This is a genomic window from Actinomycetospora straminea (genome assembly GCF_028737255.1).
Lineage (GTDB): Bacteria > Actinomycetota > Actinomycetes > Mycobacteriales > Pseudonocardiaceae > Actinomycetospora > Actinomycetospora straminea.
Window position 1 is genome coordinate 80,283 of the sequence record NZ_JAQZAN010000017.1, and the last position, 13,772, is coordinate 94,054.

General features: G+C 75.0%; 14 protein-coding genes. 6 read left to right on the plus strand and 8 right to left on the minus strand.

Features of this window, described 5'->3' with window-relative positions:
• Nucleotides 1–2 precede the first annotated feature (2 nt).
• The 5 genes from grpE to PH190_RS21655 all read left to right on the plus strand — a co-directional run bounded on the left by grpE (nt 3) and on the right by PH190_RS21655 (nt 4,678).
• The gene (gene grpE / locus PH190_RS21635) at nt 3–353 is read left to right on the plus strand and encodes a nucleotide exchange factor GrpE (protein ID WP_274233595.1); all 351 of its coding nucleotides are present in this window, start codon (nt 3–5) and stop codon (nt 351–353) included.
• Nucleotides 350–2,206 (plus strand): dynamin family protein, encoded by a 1,857-nt coding sequence (locus PH190_RS21640; RefSeq protein ID WP_274233596.1) that lies wholly within the window; start codon nt 350–352, stop codon nt 2,204–2,206. The genes grpE and PH190_RS21640 overlap by 4 nt, the downstream gene beginning before the upstream one ends.
• Nucleotides 2,203–2,589, plus strand: a complete 387-nt coding sequence (locus tag PH190_RS21645; protein ID WP_274233597.1) for a hypothetical protein — start codon at nt 2,203–2,205, stop codon at nt 2,587–2,589. The genes PH190_RS21640 and PH190_RS21645 overlap by 4 nt, the downstream gene beginning before the upstream one ends.
• Nucleotides 2,586–4,196 carry an Hsp70 family protein gene (locus PH190_RS21650; protein WP_274233598.1) on the plus strand — a complete coding sequence of 537 codons (1,611 nt, stop codon included), beginning with the start codon at nt 2,586–2,588 and terminating at the stop codon, nt 4,194–4,196. The genes PH190_RS21645 and PH190_RS21650 overlap by 4 nt, the downstream gene beginning before the upstream one ends.
• A 71-nt stretch (nt 4,197–4,267) precedes the next feature.
• Complete coding sequence (locus PH190_RS21655; protein WP_274233599.1) at nt 4,268–4,678, plus strand: hypothetical protein; 411 nt, start codon at nt 4,268–4,270, stop codon at nt 4,676–4,678.
• Nucleotides 4,679–4,681: 3 nt separating this feature from the next.
• Here PH190_RS21655 and PH190_RS21660 read toward each other — a convergent pair whose 3' ends face one another.
• Together PH190_RS21660 and PH190_RS21665 are read right to left on the minus strand one after the other, a co-directional pair.
• Nucleotides 4,682–5,152: a CoA-binding protein gene (locus PH190_RS21660; protein WP_274233600.1), complete on the minus strand. Its 471-nt coding sequence runs from the start codon at nt 5,150–5,152 to the stop codon at nt 4,682–4,684.
• The gene (locus tag PH190_RS21665; protein ID WP_274233601.1) at nt 5,149–6,465 is read right to left on the minus strand and encodes an O-acetylhomoserine aminocarboxypropyltransferase/cysteine synthase family protein; all 1,317 of its coding nucleotides are present in this window, start codon (nt 6,463–6,465) and stop codon (nt 5,149–5,151) included. Before PH190_RS21665 ends, PH190_RS21660 begins: the two co-directional genes overlap by 4 nt.
• A gap of 99 nt (nt 6,466–6,564) precedes the next feature.
• On the opposite strand from PH190_RS21665, the gene PH190_RS21670 reads away from it, so the two are divergent.
• A complete protein-coding gene (locus tag PH190_RS21670) occupies nt 6,565–6,798 on the plus strand; it encodes a hypothetical protein (RefSeq protein ID WP_274233602.1) in 234 nt (77 codons plus the stop codon).
• A 17-nt stretch (nt 6,799–6,815) separates the two neighbouring features.
• Here the strand turns inward: PH190_RS21670 and PH190_RS21675 are convergent, their stop codons facing one another.
• The 6 genes from PH190_RS21675 to PH190_RS21700 are packed head-to-tail and all read right to left on the minus strand — an operon-like array spanning nt 6,816 to nt 13,755.
• Nucleotides 6,816–7,217 (minus strand): hypothetical protein, encoded by a 402-nt coding sequence (locus tag PH190_RS21675; protein WP_274233603.1) that lies wholly within the window; start codon nt 7,215–7,217, stop codon nt 6,816–6,818.
• 9 nt (nt 7,218–7,226) lie between these two features.
• Nucleotides 7,227–7,724 carry a GNAT family N-acetyltransferase gene (locus PH190_RS21680; protein WP_274233604.1) on the minus strand — a complete coding sequence of 166 codons (498 nt, stop codon included), beginning with the start codon at nt 7,722–7,724 and terminating at the stop codon, nt 7,227–7,229.
• A 55-nt stretch (nt 7,725–7,779) separates the two neighbouring features.
• Nucleotides 7,780–8,922: an acyl-CoA dehydrogenase family protein gene (locus tag PH190_RS21685; RefSeq protein ID WP_274233605.1), complete on the minus strand. Its 1,143-nt coding sequence runs from the start codon at nt 8,920–8,922 to the stop codon at nt 7,780–7,782.
• Entirely contained in the window at nt 8,922–9,938 is a 1,017-nt protein-coding gene (locus tag PH190_RS21690; protein ID WP_274233606.1) for a TIGR03617 family F420-dependent LLM class oxidoreductase, read from the minus strand. Before PH190_RS21690 ends, PH190_RS21685 begins: the two co-directional genes overlap by 1 nt.
• Nucleotides 9,935–11,749: an acyclic terpene utilization AtuA family protein gene (locus tag PH190_RS21695; protein WP_274233607.1), complete on the minus strand. Its 1,815-nt coding sequence runs from the start codon at nt 11,747–11,749 to the stop codon at nt 9,935–9,937. The genes PH190_RS21690 and PH190_RS21695 overlap by 4 nt, the downstream gene beginning before the upstream one ends.
• Nucleotides 11,746–13,755 carry an acetyl/propionyl/methylcrotonyl-CoA carboxylase subunit alpha gene (locus tag PH190_RS21700; protein WP_274233608.1) on the minus strand — a complete coding sequence of 670 codons (2,010 nt, stop codon included), beginning with the start codon at nt 13,753–13,755 and terminating at the stop codon, nt 11,746–11,748. Before PH190_RS21700 ends, PH190_RS21695 begins: the two co-directional genes overlap by 4 nt.
• Nucleotides 13,756–13,772: the final 17 nt, after the last annotated feature.

Sequence of the window (13,772 nt, forward strand, 5' to 3'; positions counted from 1 at the left end):
TCGTGACCGGCCACCTCGGCACCACGGCCGAGACCCCGGCGACCCCGGTGGTCGAGCGGGCGGCCCTGGTCGAGCTCTGCATCGACCTCGCCGACCGCCTCGACACCGCCGGGCCCGGCCTCCGGGCCCGGGTGCACCGGGGCCTCGCCGACGTCGGGGTGGTCGCGGTCGAACCGGACGGCCTGCCCTTCGACGGCACCCAGCACGACGCCGTCGACCGGGAGCCGACCGACGACCCCGCCCGCGACCGCACGGTCGCGAGCACCGAACGTGCCGGCTACCTCGACCGGGGCCGGCTCCTGCGGCGGCCCGAGGTCGTCGTCTACGCCCTGACGCCCGGGAGCCCCCGATGAGCACCGCCGCCTCCACCGACGAGCGCCGGCCCCACCCGATGGCCGACGAGGTCCTCGCGCTGGTCGCCGCCGTGCGGAAGGTGGCGGTGGAGGACGACGAGGCGGCCGCGGCCGAGGGCCTCGACGTCGACGTCGCCCGGGTGCGCAGCGGCAGCGCGGCCGTCGTGGTGGTCGGGGAGAAGAAGCGCGGCAAGAGCTCGCTCATCAACGCGCTGGTCGGGCGCCCGGGCCTGCTGCCCGTCGACGCCGACGTCGCCACCTGCGTGCACGTCGTCGTCTCGTACGGCCCCGACGGCGCGACGGTCGTCGAGGGCGGCGGACCCACCGGGCGCGAGGTGCCGCTCGACGCGGTCGCCGAGTACGCCGCGCTCGACCCGGGCGCCCGCGTCCCCGAGCACGAGGACGTCAGCCAGGTGCAGGTCCGCGTCCCCGCCCCGCTGCTCGCCGGTGGGCTGGAGCTGATCGACACCCCCGGGGTCGGCGGGCTGGTCGCCGGGCACGCGGCCCTGACGCTCGCGACCCTCGACCGGGCCGACGCCCTCGTGTTCGTCCTCGACGGGTCCAGCGAGATCACCGCCTCGGAGCTCGCGTTCCTCGAGCGCGCCACCGCGCGCATCGCCACCGTGGTCTTCGCGCTCACCAAGATCGACCAGTTCCCGGCGTGGGAGCAGGTGCGGGCGCGCAACGTCGAGCTGATCGCCGCGCACGCCCCGCGCTACGCCGATGCGCCGTGGTTCGGGATGTCGAGCCGCGCGGCCGCCGACGCGATCGCCGCCGAGGCCGACGGCGAGCCCGAGGAGGCCGCACAGGAGCGGGCCGCGAGCGGGATCGTGCCGCTGGCCGAGCACCTCGCGGGCCTCGCCGAGGGCGCCGACGGGCTGCGCCTGGCGAACCTGCTGCACCAGGCGTCGGTGCTGGTCAAGCGCCTGTCGGCGCTGCAGGTGCGGCGGGCGATGTCGCTGTCGCTCTCGCCGGAGTTCGCCGAGCTGGTCAAGCGCGAGAAGGAGGCGCTCACCGCGCTGCAGGGCCAGAACGCGACGTGGCGCCAGACGCTCTCGGAGCGCTCGGTGCGCCTCGAGCAGCGCATGCGCACCGAGCTCGCGCGGCGGCTCGAGGACCTGCGCAAGCAGGTCGGCGACAGCATCGCGGCGGGCTCGTCGAAGATCTTCGACGAGGTCGCCACCGACCTGCCGCCGCGGGCGCAGGCGCTGTGGATCGAGCTCGACACGCTGCTGCGCCGCGAGCTCACCGCCCTCGGCGAGGCACTGCTCGCCGACCTCGAGGGCGTCGAGGTGGACCTCGCCGGCGTCGTCCCGGACGCCCCGGAGCGCCTCGCGCAGCTGCCCGAGGCCGCCCGCGGCCAGGGCAGCACGAGCTTCGCCGAGCAGGGGATCATGGCCGCGGGCCTCGGGATGGGGCTCGGGCACCTCGTGGCCCTCGTCGTCGCGCCGCCCGTGGGCATCCTCGCCGGGCTGGGTGCGGTCGGGTTCTTCTCCTGGCGGCGCTGGAGCAAGGAGCGCGGCGCCCGGAGCCGCGAGGACGCCCGCCGCTACCTCGGCGAGGTCACCACGCGCCTCAACAACGAGATCCCGCCGGTGGTCGCGCAGGCCGTCCACGGCGCCCGCGACGTGCTGGGCCGCCAGATCACCGCCGCACTGACCGCGGAGAAGGACCGCTTGACCGCGAGCCTCGCCGAGCACGAGAAGAACCTGGCCAGCGAGAAGAGCGCGCTGGCCCGGCGCAGGGCCGAAGTGGACGCGAAGCTGAAGCGCCGCAACGAACTGAGGGAGACCGCCGAGCAGCTGGCCCGCCGGCTGCCCGCCCACCGATCCACCGAGGAGGAGTCGTCGTGACCGCGCCCCAGGGAGCCGGGGGGCCCGACGCCGCCTGGCTCGACATGTCCCGCTACCCCGACACCGACCCCGACACCGTCCTCTCCGGCGACGAGCAGGGCCTGCTGACCTCGGCGCTCGCCGTCGACGACGGCGCGCTGCCCGACGCCGTGTGGGAGCACATGCTCGCCGTGGTGACGGGCGAGGCCGGCGAGGACCCGGCCGTCGACGACCCGGCCGCCGACGACCCCGCCGACACCGACGATCCCGCCGCCTGGTCCGCCGAGCCCGCGCTCGACGAGCACGGCCACGACGACCCGGGCGCGCCCGACACCCACGGCGGCTACGAGGCGCACGGGGACTGGGACGCCACCGACCCGGCCTGGGACGGCGGCGCGGTGTGACCGACTGGCACCTCGCGATCGACTTCGGGACCTCGTTCACCACGACCGCCACGCTGGCGGGCGGGCGCGCCGAGGTCCTGGAGATCGACGGGTCGAAGTACGTGCCCTCGCTGGTCTGCGTCGACGACGACGGCACGGTCCTCACCGGTCGCGACGCCGTCAACGAGGCGGCGATGGCGCCCGACCGGACCGAGCGGGTGCCCAAGCGCGCGCTCGTCGCGTCCGAGCAGGTGCTGCTGGGCAGGCGCACGCTCGGCACCGTCGAGCTCGTCGCGGCCGTGCTGGCCCGGGTCGCGGGCGAGGCCGGCCGGCGCTTCTCCGGCAGCCGCCCCACCCGCGTGGTCCTGACCCACCCGGCACGCTGGCAGGCCGGCGGCACCGAGCTGCGCCGCCTCGCCGAGGCCGCCGAGCGCGCGGGCCTGGGCGAGCCCGACCTCGTCGCCGAGCCCGTCGCCGCCGCCCACCACTACGTCCGCACCGGTGACGACGTGCCCGACGGCGGCATGATCGGGGTCTACGACTTCGGCGGCGGCACCTTCGACACCGCCGTCCTGCGCCGCCGCGGCGACGGCTTCGAGCTCGCCGGCTCGCCGGGCGGCGACGTCGCGCTGGGCGGCGAGGACCTCGACGCCGCGTTCATGGAGATCCTCGCCGAGCACGCCGAGGCCCTCGACCCCGACACGTGGAACGAGCTCTGGGAGGCCGAGGGCCGCGTCGCCGAGCGCCACCGCACGCTGCTGCGCCGCGACGTCACCCAGGCCAAGGAGGCCCTGTCGCGCCTGCCCGCGGTGAACCTGTGGGTCCCGGGCTACGACGACGAGATCCGCGTGACGCGCCGCGAGTACGAGAAGGCCGTCGAGCCCCTGCTCGCCCGCAGCGTCGCCGAGCTGCAGGACACCGTCACGCGCGCCGGCACCACGCCCGACGCGCTCGTCGACGTCTACCTCACCGGCAGCACGAGCCGGACCCCCCGCATCAGCACCCTGCTCGCCGACCTCCTCGGCCACGTCCCCGGCATGCGCGACGACCCCAAGGCCGTCGTCGTGCTCGGGGCGCTGTCCACCGTGCCCGGGTCGGTGAGCGCCACCCGGCAGGTCCGCGTGCCCCCGCGCGCCCGCCGGGGCGGCCCGCCGGCGGCACCCCCGGCCGAGCCCACGCCCCCGCTGACGCCGGCGGGGTTCGCGATCCCGTCCGCCCCCGAGGGCGCGACCGAGACCGTGCGCCGCGCGCCGCGCCGCCCCGAGCGGATCCCGGAGCCGCGGGGCCGGCACCACGCGCGCAGCACCGACGAGGCCGGTCCGCGCGAGGCGGCCGACGGGCTCGCCCGGGAGATCGCCGCGATCGCGGAGGCGGCGGGCGTGTCCGACCTGGTGGGGGCGATGGCGCCGACCGTGCGGGCGGGCGACGGGGTGGAGGCGCTGCGCCGGCCGCTCGTCGTCGCGCTCGAGGGCGTCGGCACGGCGATCGGGACGCGGCACTCGCCGTTCCCCGGTCTGCCGCCCGGGGTTGCGCTGCAGGTGCTGCGCGAGGGCCGCGCGGAGCTGGGGACGCTGGGCCGGTGCCTCAGCCGGCTCGACGAGGTCGCCCGACGTGTGGAGGCGCTGTGAGGGCTGATCGCGCCGGGGTGAGTGGGCCCGTCGGGGGGTAGACGGGGCACGACCACCACGAAGGGATCACCATGACCCACACCGTGACCGGGCGGACCCGCACCGCGCCGGCCGTGCTCACGGCCCTGCGCGTCCTGGCGGTGCTCACCGTCGTCGTCCTGGCCTGGCAGTTCCTGACGGCCGGGTCGCTGGTCGGCCCCGGCGGCGCGGAGGGCGCGGAGGCCCTGCACGCCACCGGCGCGATCGTGCTGCACGTGGTGAGCGGCCTGACGATGATCGCCGCCGCGCTGGTCCGGCGGGGCGGCGCGGCGAGCCGGCCGATGATCGTGGCCGCCCTGGTCTTCGTGCTGAGCTTCGTCCAGGCCTACTTCGGGGAGGGCGCGACGCTGTGGATCCACGTCCCGGGCGCGATGGTGCTCACCGTCGGCGCCGTCCTCGTGGCCGCCTGGGCGTTCACCCCGGGCGTCGGCGGGCGGCGGTGAGCCTCAGCGCTTGCGGGCGCTGATCACCCCGGTGTCGAAGCCCGCGAGGTGCAGCCCGCCGTGGAAGCGGGCGTGCTCGACCTTGAGGCAGCGGTCCATGACCACGGTCAGCCCGGCCTCGACGCCGCGCTCGGCCAGCGCCTCGTCGTAGAGCCCGAACTGCGTCCAGAACGTCTGCGCGCCGGCCTCGATCGTCGCGTCGAGGACGTCGGGCAGGTCCTCGGGGCGGCGGAAGACGTCGACGAGGTCGGGCGTCACCGGCAGCGCGTCCAGCGACGGGTACACCGGCCGCCCGAGGATCTCACGGGCGTTCGGGTTGACGAAGAAGACGTCGAAGCCGGTGGAGCCGAGCAGGTAGGTCGCGACGAAGTTCGACGCCCGCGCCGGGTTCGGCGAGGCGCCGACCACGGCGACGGTCCTCGTCCTCCGCAGGATCGCCTGGCGCTCCTGCGCGGACGGCGGTGTCCAGGTCACTGGCCGGCCTCCTTCGTGGCCTCCGTGAGGGCCTGGTCGAGGTCCCAGAGGATGTCCTCGGGGTCTTCGATACCGACGCTGATGCGGATGAGGTCCGGGCGCACGCCACCCTCGCGCAGCTGGTCGGCGGTCAGCTGCTGGTGGGTGGTCGACGCGGGGTGCAGGACGAGCGTGCGGGCGTCGCCGATGTTGGCGAGGTGGCTGCACAGCTGCACGGACTCGATGAACCGGCGGCCGGCGGCCCTCGCGGCGTCCTCGTCGTCCCCCCGCACCCCGAAGCTGAACACCGCGCCCGGGCCCTGCGGGAGGTACTTCTTCGCCCGCTCGTGGTGGGGGTGGCTCGGCAGGCCCGCGTAGCTGACCCACGCGACGCGCTCGTCGGTCTCGAGCCACTCGGCAACGCGCTGGGCGTTGGCGACGTGGGCCTCCATGCGCTGGGGCAGCGTCTCGACGCCCTGGAGCAGCAGGAACGCCGAGTGCGCCGACAGCGTCGCGCCGACGTCGCGCAGCTGCTCCGAGCGGACCTTGGTCAGGAAGCCGTACTCCTGGAAGTTGCCCCACCACGTCAGCCCGCCGTAGGACGGGATCGGGTCGGTCATCTGCGGGAAGTGGCCGTTGCCCCAGTCGAACCGGCCCGACTCGAGGATCACCCCGCCGAGCGTCGTGCCGTGGCCGCCGAGGAACTTCGTCGCCGAGTGGATGACGATGTCCGCGCCGTGCTCCATCGGCCGGCAGAGGTACGGGGTCGCCATCGTCGCGTCGATGATCAGGGGCAGGCCGCGCTCGTGGGCGACCTCCGCCAGCGCGGCGACGTCGGTGACCTCGCCCGACGGGTTCGCGATGATCTCGGCGAACACGCAGCGGGTCTTCTCGGTGACGGCCCGGCGGAAGGCGTCGGGGTCGTCGCCGGCGACGAACGTCGTGTCGACCCCGAAGCGGCGCAGGGTGACGTCGAGCTGGGTGACCGTGCCGCCGTAGAGCGCCGACGACGCGACGATGTGGTCGCCGGCGCCGGCCAGGGTGGCGAAGGTCAGGAACTCCGCGGCCTGCCCGGAGCTGGTGGCCACGGCCCCGAGCGCGCCCTCGAGGCTGGCCAGGCGCTCCTCGAGCGCGGCCACCGTCGGGTTGGCGATGCGGCTGTAGATGTTGCCGTACTTCTGCAGCGCGAAGAGGTTCGCGGCGTCGGCGGTGTCCTCGAAGACGAAGCTCGTCGACTGGTAGATCGGCACGGCCCGCGCGCCGGTGGCCGCGTCGGGCACCGCGCCGGCGTGGACGGCGCGCGTGCGGAAGCCCCAGGGGCGGTCGTCTGCCACCCCGCCGTTCTACACCGAACGGACCGGCCGCGAGGGATTGCCCGACGTGCATGGGTGGGAAGGCCTGCGCGGTCCGTCACCGAGGAGAGGGGTAGTCCCATGGCCGTCTGCGAGACCTGTGGCAACGACTACGAGATGGCGTTCGAGATCCGCGCGCAGGGCGCGACGCACACCTTCGACAGCTTCGAGTGCGCGATGCACAAGATGGCCCCGCGCTGCGAGCACTGCGGCGTGATGATCGTGGGCCACGGGCACCAGGTCGACGGGAGCTTCTACTGCTGCGCCCACTGCGCGTCGGCGGCCGCGGGCGCGTCGACGGTGGACCATGCCTGAAGGGGCCTGAGCCGCGCTCAGCGGAAGTACGCGTTCGCGGGGGCCTGGTAGGAGCACAGGATCGCCGCGACGATCAGCGCGGCCTGCCCGAGGCTCAGCACCGTCGACACCCAGCCGAGGCTCACCCCGAGCCCGGCGGTGAGCAGCACGCCGACGACGGTGAACACCGCGCTGACGCCACCGAGGACGGCGAGGACCAGCCGTGCCCAGTGGTCGCCCTGGCGCATCCGCAGGGCGAGGTAGACCAGCGCGGCGAGGAAGAGCAGGCCGATGACGGCGCCGGCGATGCCGCTGCCGGCCGCGAAGCCGCTGGGCACGGTGGCCGCCGTCGCGAGCGAGAAGGCGCTGCCGAGGACGCCGACGACGACCGCCGCGACCCAGAGCCGAAAGGACCACTGCACGGAGGGCGGGGGCGTCACGGGGGCAACCTAGCCACCCGTGACGGGGCGCAGGTCCCGGACCCAGCGCCACACCGTGCCCTCGTCCGGATCGGTGGCCTCGCCGTCGAGGACGAAGCCGTGGCGGCGCAGCACGGTGGTCGAGGCGTTCTCCTGCGGCAGCGTGTGCGCGCGCACGCGGCGCACGCCGCCGCGCTCCGCGCGCTCGAGCCACTGACCGACCGCGGCCGTCGCGATGCCCCGGCCCTGGCGCGACGGGGCGACCGAGTACCCGATCTCGATCTCGCCGTCGGTCGGCGGGCCGGTGAAGCCGCCGAGGCCGACGACTTCGGTGCCGTCGACGACGAGGTGGGTGAACCAGCTGGGGTCGACCCCGCCCTCGAGCGCGGTCACCGTCGGCTCCAGCGCCTCGGGGAACGCGAGGTAGCCGTCGACGAGCACCAGCCCGAAGCGCTCGGTGAACGCCTCCGGCTCGGTCAGCAACGTGACCGCCTGCTCCGGCTGCAGCGGCACGACCGTGACTCCCATGTGAGCGATATTCACGGCTATAGCCGTGAATTTCACTCACATACGCCGAACGGCCCTACATGCCGTGCATCTTCGCGATGACCTGGAGCATGACCTCGTCCGCGCCGCCGCCGATGGACGTGATGCGCATGTCCCGCAGGAAGCGCGCGGTCCACGTCTCCTCCATGTAGCCCAGGCCGCCGTGGTACTGCAGGCAGGTGCGGGCGACGTCCTCGCACAGCCGGCCGATCGCGAGCTTGGCGATGGTCGCGAACCGCGACGTGTCCTCGCCGCGCATGTACGCCTCGGCGCAGGCGTAGTTGTAGTGCCGGCACATGTCGACGCGGGCGTAGAGCTCGGCGAGCTGGTAGCTCAGGTACTGGTTGCCGATCAGTGGACCGCCGAACGCCTCGCGCTGCCGCAGGTAGGCCGCGGTGCGGTCCAGGGCCCGCTCGCACGCACCGACCCGGCCGTAGCAGGCGACCATCCGCTCGTTCTGGAACTGTGCCATCTGCTGCTGGAACCCGCGACCGGCCTGCCCGATGGTGTTCGCGACCGGCACCCGCGCCCCGTCGAACGACAGCTCCGCGGTGTCCGAGCAGCGGTTGCCGAGCTTGTCGAGCGTCCGCGACACCGACACCCCGGGCGTGTCCGTCGGCACGACGATCTGCGACATCCCCCGCGCCCCACCCTCGTCCGAGGTGCGCGCGAGCAGGCAGAGCCAGTCGGCCTGGACGCCGTTGGTGATGTAGAGCTTGGACCCGTGGATCACCCAGTGGTCCCCGTCCCGCACCGCGCGGGTCTTGAGCCCGGCGACGTCGGAGCCGGCGTCGGGCTCGGTGACCGCGATGGCGGTGACGTGCTCGCCGCGGATCGCCGGGGCGAGGTAGCGCTCCTTGAGCTCGTGGCTGCCGAAGCGGGCCAGCGACGGTGTGGCCATGTCGGTCTGCACGGCGATCGCCATCCCGACCCCGGCCGCGTCCGCGCGCCCGATCTCCTCGGCGAGGACCACGGAGAACAGGTGGTCGGCGCCGCCGCCGCCGTAGGCCGGGTCGTACTCCAGGCCCAGGAAGCCCAGCTCACCGAGCTTCGCGAACAGCTCGTGGGTGGGCATGCGCCCGTCGCGCTCCCACTGGTCGACGTACGGGTCGATCTCCCGCTCCACGACCGTCCGCACGGTCTTGCGGAACGCCTGGTGCTCCTCGGTGAACGCGACCATCAGTGGACTCCCTGCAGGTGCCGGAGCGCGGCGCCCCAACGGTCGGTCTGGCTCCCGGTCGGCGCGTAGAGAGGGATGCGCTGGGCGACGCCGCCGAAGCGCCGCTCCAGCGCGGGGCCGACCTGGTCGGGCTCGGCGACGATGGCGATGGTGTGCAGGACCTCGTCGTCGACGGCCTCGCCCATCGCGTCCCACGCGCCCCGCTTCGACAGGGTGTTGAGCTCGCGGGCCAGGTCGCCCCAGCCGTGCAGCTCGAGCACCGGGTGGTACGCGGGCGTCGAGCCGTAGAACGCGACCTGCCGGCGGACGTCGCGGACCGACTCGGCGAACTCCTCCTCGGTGTTCCCGGTCGCGATCAGCGCGGTCGCCGAGAACTCGAAGCCGCTGCCGTCCTTGCCGCCGCGCTCGAAGCCCTCGCGCAGCGCGGGCAGCGTCACCTCGTGCAGGTAGCGCTCGGTGGAGAAGGCGTGGGCCATGAACCCGTCGGCGACCTCGCCCGCCACCGCGGTCATCCGGGGGCCGACGCCGGCGAGGTGGATCGGCGGGTTGCCGTGCGGGTTCGGGCCCGGCGAGAAGAACGGCGTCATCAGCGTGTGGGTGTAGAACTCGCCGCGGAAGTCGAGGCGCTCGCCGGTCGCCCAGGCGTCCCAGATGGCGCGGACGGCGCGGATGTACTCGTGCATCCGGTCGGCGGGCCGCGACCACGGCATCGAGAACCGCTTGGTGACGTGCGGCTTGATCTGCGTGCCGAGCCCCAGGACGTAGCGCCCGCCGGTGACCCCGTGCAGGTCGTTGGCGGTCATCGCCGTCGTCATCGGGGTGCGGGCGAACGCGACGGTGATGGCGGTGCCGAGGGTGATGCGCTCGGTGCGGGTGGCCGCGAGCGTGATCATGACGGCCGGGTCGTGCTGGGTCTCCGACGCCCAGACGGCGTCGTAGCCCGCCTTCTCCGCCGTGACCGCGTCGTCGGCGAAGCTCGTCAGCCCCCCGGTCACGACGGTGGCGTCGACCTTCATCGCAGCAGCTCCTCGGGGATGTCGACGTGACGGGCCCGGACGAACTCGCCGAGCCCCTTGGCCTGCGGGTCGAGAGCGAGGTTGTCGGCCACCCCGCGCCCGAGGAACCCCACGACGGTGACGCCCACCGCGCGCAGGTGCGGGAACGCCCAGAGCCGCAGCGGGCAGCCGGCGGCGTCCTCGCCGAGCAGCCAGGCCACGTGCTCGTCGTCCCACCAGCTCCGCAGCCAGCCGTACGCGGCGTCCTCGCGGGCCCAGAGGCCCAGCGTCGCGTTGCCGCCCTTGTCGCCCGAGCGCGCGCCGACCAGCCGTCCGAGGGGGGCGCGGGTGGTGGGCGCGCCGGCGTCGGGCGCGGTGGTGTCGGGGGCGGTGGCGTCGGGCGCGGTGGCGTCGGGCGCGGTGGCGTCGGGCGCGGTGGTGGAGCGAGGGACGCCGTCGCTGCCTGCGAGGCACTCAAGGCGTCCCTCGCTCCACGATGGCGAGCTGGGCGCGGGCACCGTCCACGTGCGGTCGTCGAGGCCGACGAGCTGGGGCAGGTCGGCGGCGGGCAGCAGGAGCGGCCAGAACACGCTGGCGGCGCTGCCCGGGCCCGGCGGGGTGGTGGCGAAGAGGCCGGCGTAGCCGGCGAGCGCCGTCTCCACGGCGGCCCGGGAGAGCCGCGCGCAGGCCTCCTTGCCGCCCGCGACGGCGACGGTGAGCAGGGAGACGGCGTCGGTCATGCGCGCGGGGTCGGGCCGGTCGGCCCGGAGCAGCCGGGTCTCGACGCGCTCGAAGGCCTCGCGGCCGCCCGGGACGCCGGCCCAGAGTGCCGCGAGGGCGTGGTCCGCCTTGGCCTCGACGTCGAGGCCGGTGAGCACGAACGTCATCTCGTTGTGCCAGCCCGCGGGCACGATCGCGCCGACCTTGACCGTCGCCGGCGGCGGCTCCCCGACGGTGCCGGCGAGGCGGACGCGGTCGGGGCCCTCCGGCGTGAGCACGGTGGTGTCGAGGCGCGCGACGACGTCCGGGGTCAGGTAGCGCGGCCCGTCGACCTCGTAGAGCAGCTGCGCGGTGACCGTCTCGACCGTCACCGCGCCGCCCGTCCCCGACGCCTTGGTGATCACCGCCGAGCCGTCGGCCTCGATCTCGGCGATCGGCATGCCGACGTGCTCGGTGCCCGTCAGCTCGCCCGCGAACGAGTAGTTGCCGCCGGTGGCCTGCGCGCCGCACTCGATGACGTGGCCGGCGGCGACGGCGCCGGCGAGGGCGTCGAGGTCGTCGGGACCCCATCCGTGGCGCCACGCGGCCGGCCCGACGACCACGGCCGCGTCGGTGACCCGCCCGGTGACGACGACGTTCGCCCCGGCCGCGAGGGCCTCGACGATGCCGCAGCAGCCCAGGTAGGCGTTGGCCACCACGGGTTTCTCGGGCATCGGCTCGCCGGTCTCGAGGTGCGTCGCCCGGTCGCCGAGGGTGCGCACCTGCTCGGTGACGTCGTCGCCGCCGACCCAGGCGACCCGCGCGCGGTCGTCGATCGCCGCGATCTCGGCCGCGCAGCCCGCCGGGTCGAGGCCACCGGCGTTGGCGACGACGAGGATGCCGGCGTCGAGGCAGTCGACGAGGACGTCGCGCATCTGGTGGACGAAGGTCGTGGCCCAGCCGCCCTGGCCGCGGTCGCGCTGCTTGGCGAGCAGGCCCATCGTCAGCTCGGCGAGCCAGTCGCCGGTGAGGACGTCGACGTGCGCGCGGCCCTCGAGGTGCGCGTCGACGACCTCGCGGGCGGCGGCCAGGCGGTCGCCGTAGAACCCGGAGACGTTGGCGATGGCGATCATCCGGCGGTCCCCAGCGTGACGAGCGTGGCGTGGGCCTCGACGTACTGGCCGACCGCGACGTGCACGGTCTCGACGACGCCGTCGGTGGCCGCGAGCGCCGGGTGCTCCATCTTCATGGCCTCGAGGACGACGAGCTTCTGCCCGGCGACGACGTGCTCGCCCTCGCCCACCAGCACCTCGACGACCGTGCCCGGGACCTCGCTGACCGGACCCGCCCCGCCCGCGGCGGCGTCCGGCGCGGGCAGGCGCGGGACCTCCCGCCAGGCGCTGTGGCCCTCGCCGTCGTCGACGTGGGCGGTGCCGTCGTGGTGGGCGACCCGGCAGCGGTGGGCGACGCCGTCGTGGGTGACGCGGACACCGTGGGGCGTGAGGTCGCGCAGGCCGAGGGTCTGGTCGGCGAGCTGGAGGGCGTCGGCGGTCAGCCGGGGGGCGACGTCGACCGGGCCGTCGGGGCCCTCCCACGTGACGTGCGGCCGCGGGGCGCCGCGGAGCGTGCGCCAGCCGGGCGGCGCGAGGCCGGCCAGGGGGTCGTCGGCGCGTCGGGCCGCGCTGGTGCACGCGATCGCGGCCGCGAGGTGCACGACGCGCGGGGTGGCGGGCGCCGGGGTGCGCAGGTCGGGGTGCCGGTCGAGGAAGTCGGTGCGCGTGGCGCCGGCGAGGAAGTCGGGGTCGCGCAGGACGGCGACGAGCAGGTCGCGGTTGGTCGCCGGGCCGTGGATCTCGGCGTGCGCGAGGCCGGCGGCGAGCCTGCGGGCGGCCGCGGTGCGGGTCGGTGCGTGGGCGATCACCTTGGCGATCATCGGGTCGTAGAAGGCGCTGACCTCGCCCCGCTCGCCGAGGGCATCCTCCCAGCGCAGGTCGTCGTCGTGGCGGTAGCGGTGCAGCGTGCCGGGGCTGGGGCGGTCGCCGGCGGCCGGGTCCTCGGCGTAGAGGCGCACCTCGATCGCGTGCCCGCGCGGGACCAGCTCGTCCTGCGTGAACGGCAGCCGCTCGCCGTCGGCGATCGCGAGCTGCAGCGCGACCAGGTCGACGCCGTAGACCTCCTCGGTGACGGGGTGCTCGACCTGCAGCCGCGTGTTCATCTCGAGGAAGAAGAAGCTCTCTGGTGCCGGCGGCTGTGTCAGCGTGGCGTCCACGCCGGCGTCAGACGCCAGGAAATCCCCCACCTCGTCGAGCAGGAACTCCACCGTCCCGGCGCCCACGTACCCCAGCTTCTTCGCCAGCGCGACGGCCGTGGCGCCCATCCGCGCGCGCAGCTCCGGCGTCACGACCGGCGACGGCGCCTCCTCGACGACCTTCTGATGTCGCCGCTGGATCGAGCACTCGCGCTCGCCGACGTGCACGACGTGGCCGTGCGCGTCGCCGAGTACCTGTATCTCGACGTGCCGGGGCGCGACGAGCAGGCGCTCGAGGAAAACGGTGTCGTCGCCGAAGCTGCGCGCGGCCTCGGCCCGCGCGGAGCGGACGGCGTCGGCGAGCAGGTCGGGCGAGGCGACCTCCCGCATCCCGCTGCCCCCGCCGCCCGCGCTGGCCTTGACCAGCAGCGGGAACCCGACACCCTCGGCCGCGCGGGCCCAGTCGTCGGGGTCGTCGGTCGCGAGCAGCGCGTCCGGCAGCGTCGGCACGCCGGCCTCGCGGGCCAGCGCCTTCGCGGTGTGCTTGACGCCCATCGCCTCGATCGACGCCGGGTCCGGGCCCACCCACGTCAGGCCGGCGGCGGCGCAGGCCCGCGCGAAGGACGCGTTCTCGGAGAGGAAGCCGTAGCCGGGGTGCACGGCGTCGGCGCCCGTCGCGCGCGCTGCGGCGAGGATCTGCGCGGTGTCGAGGTAGGTCTCGGTGCTCGTCGACCCGCGCAGCGCCACGGCCCGGTCGGCCTCGTCGACGTGCGGGGCGTCGGCGTCGGGCTCGGAGAACACCGCCACCGTGCGGACGCCGAGCGAGCGCGCCGCGCGGATCACCCGGCGCGCGATCTCGCCGCGGTTGGCCACGAGCAGCGTGCTGATCACCGGTTCACCTCGAGATG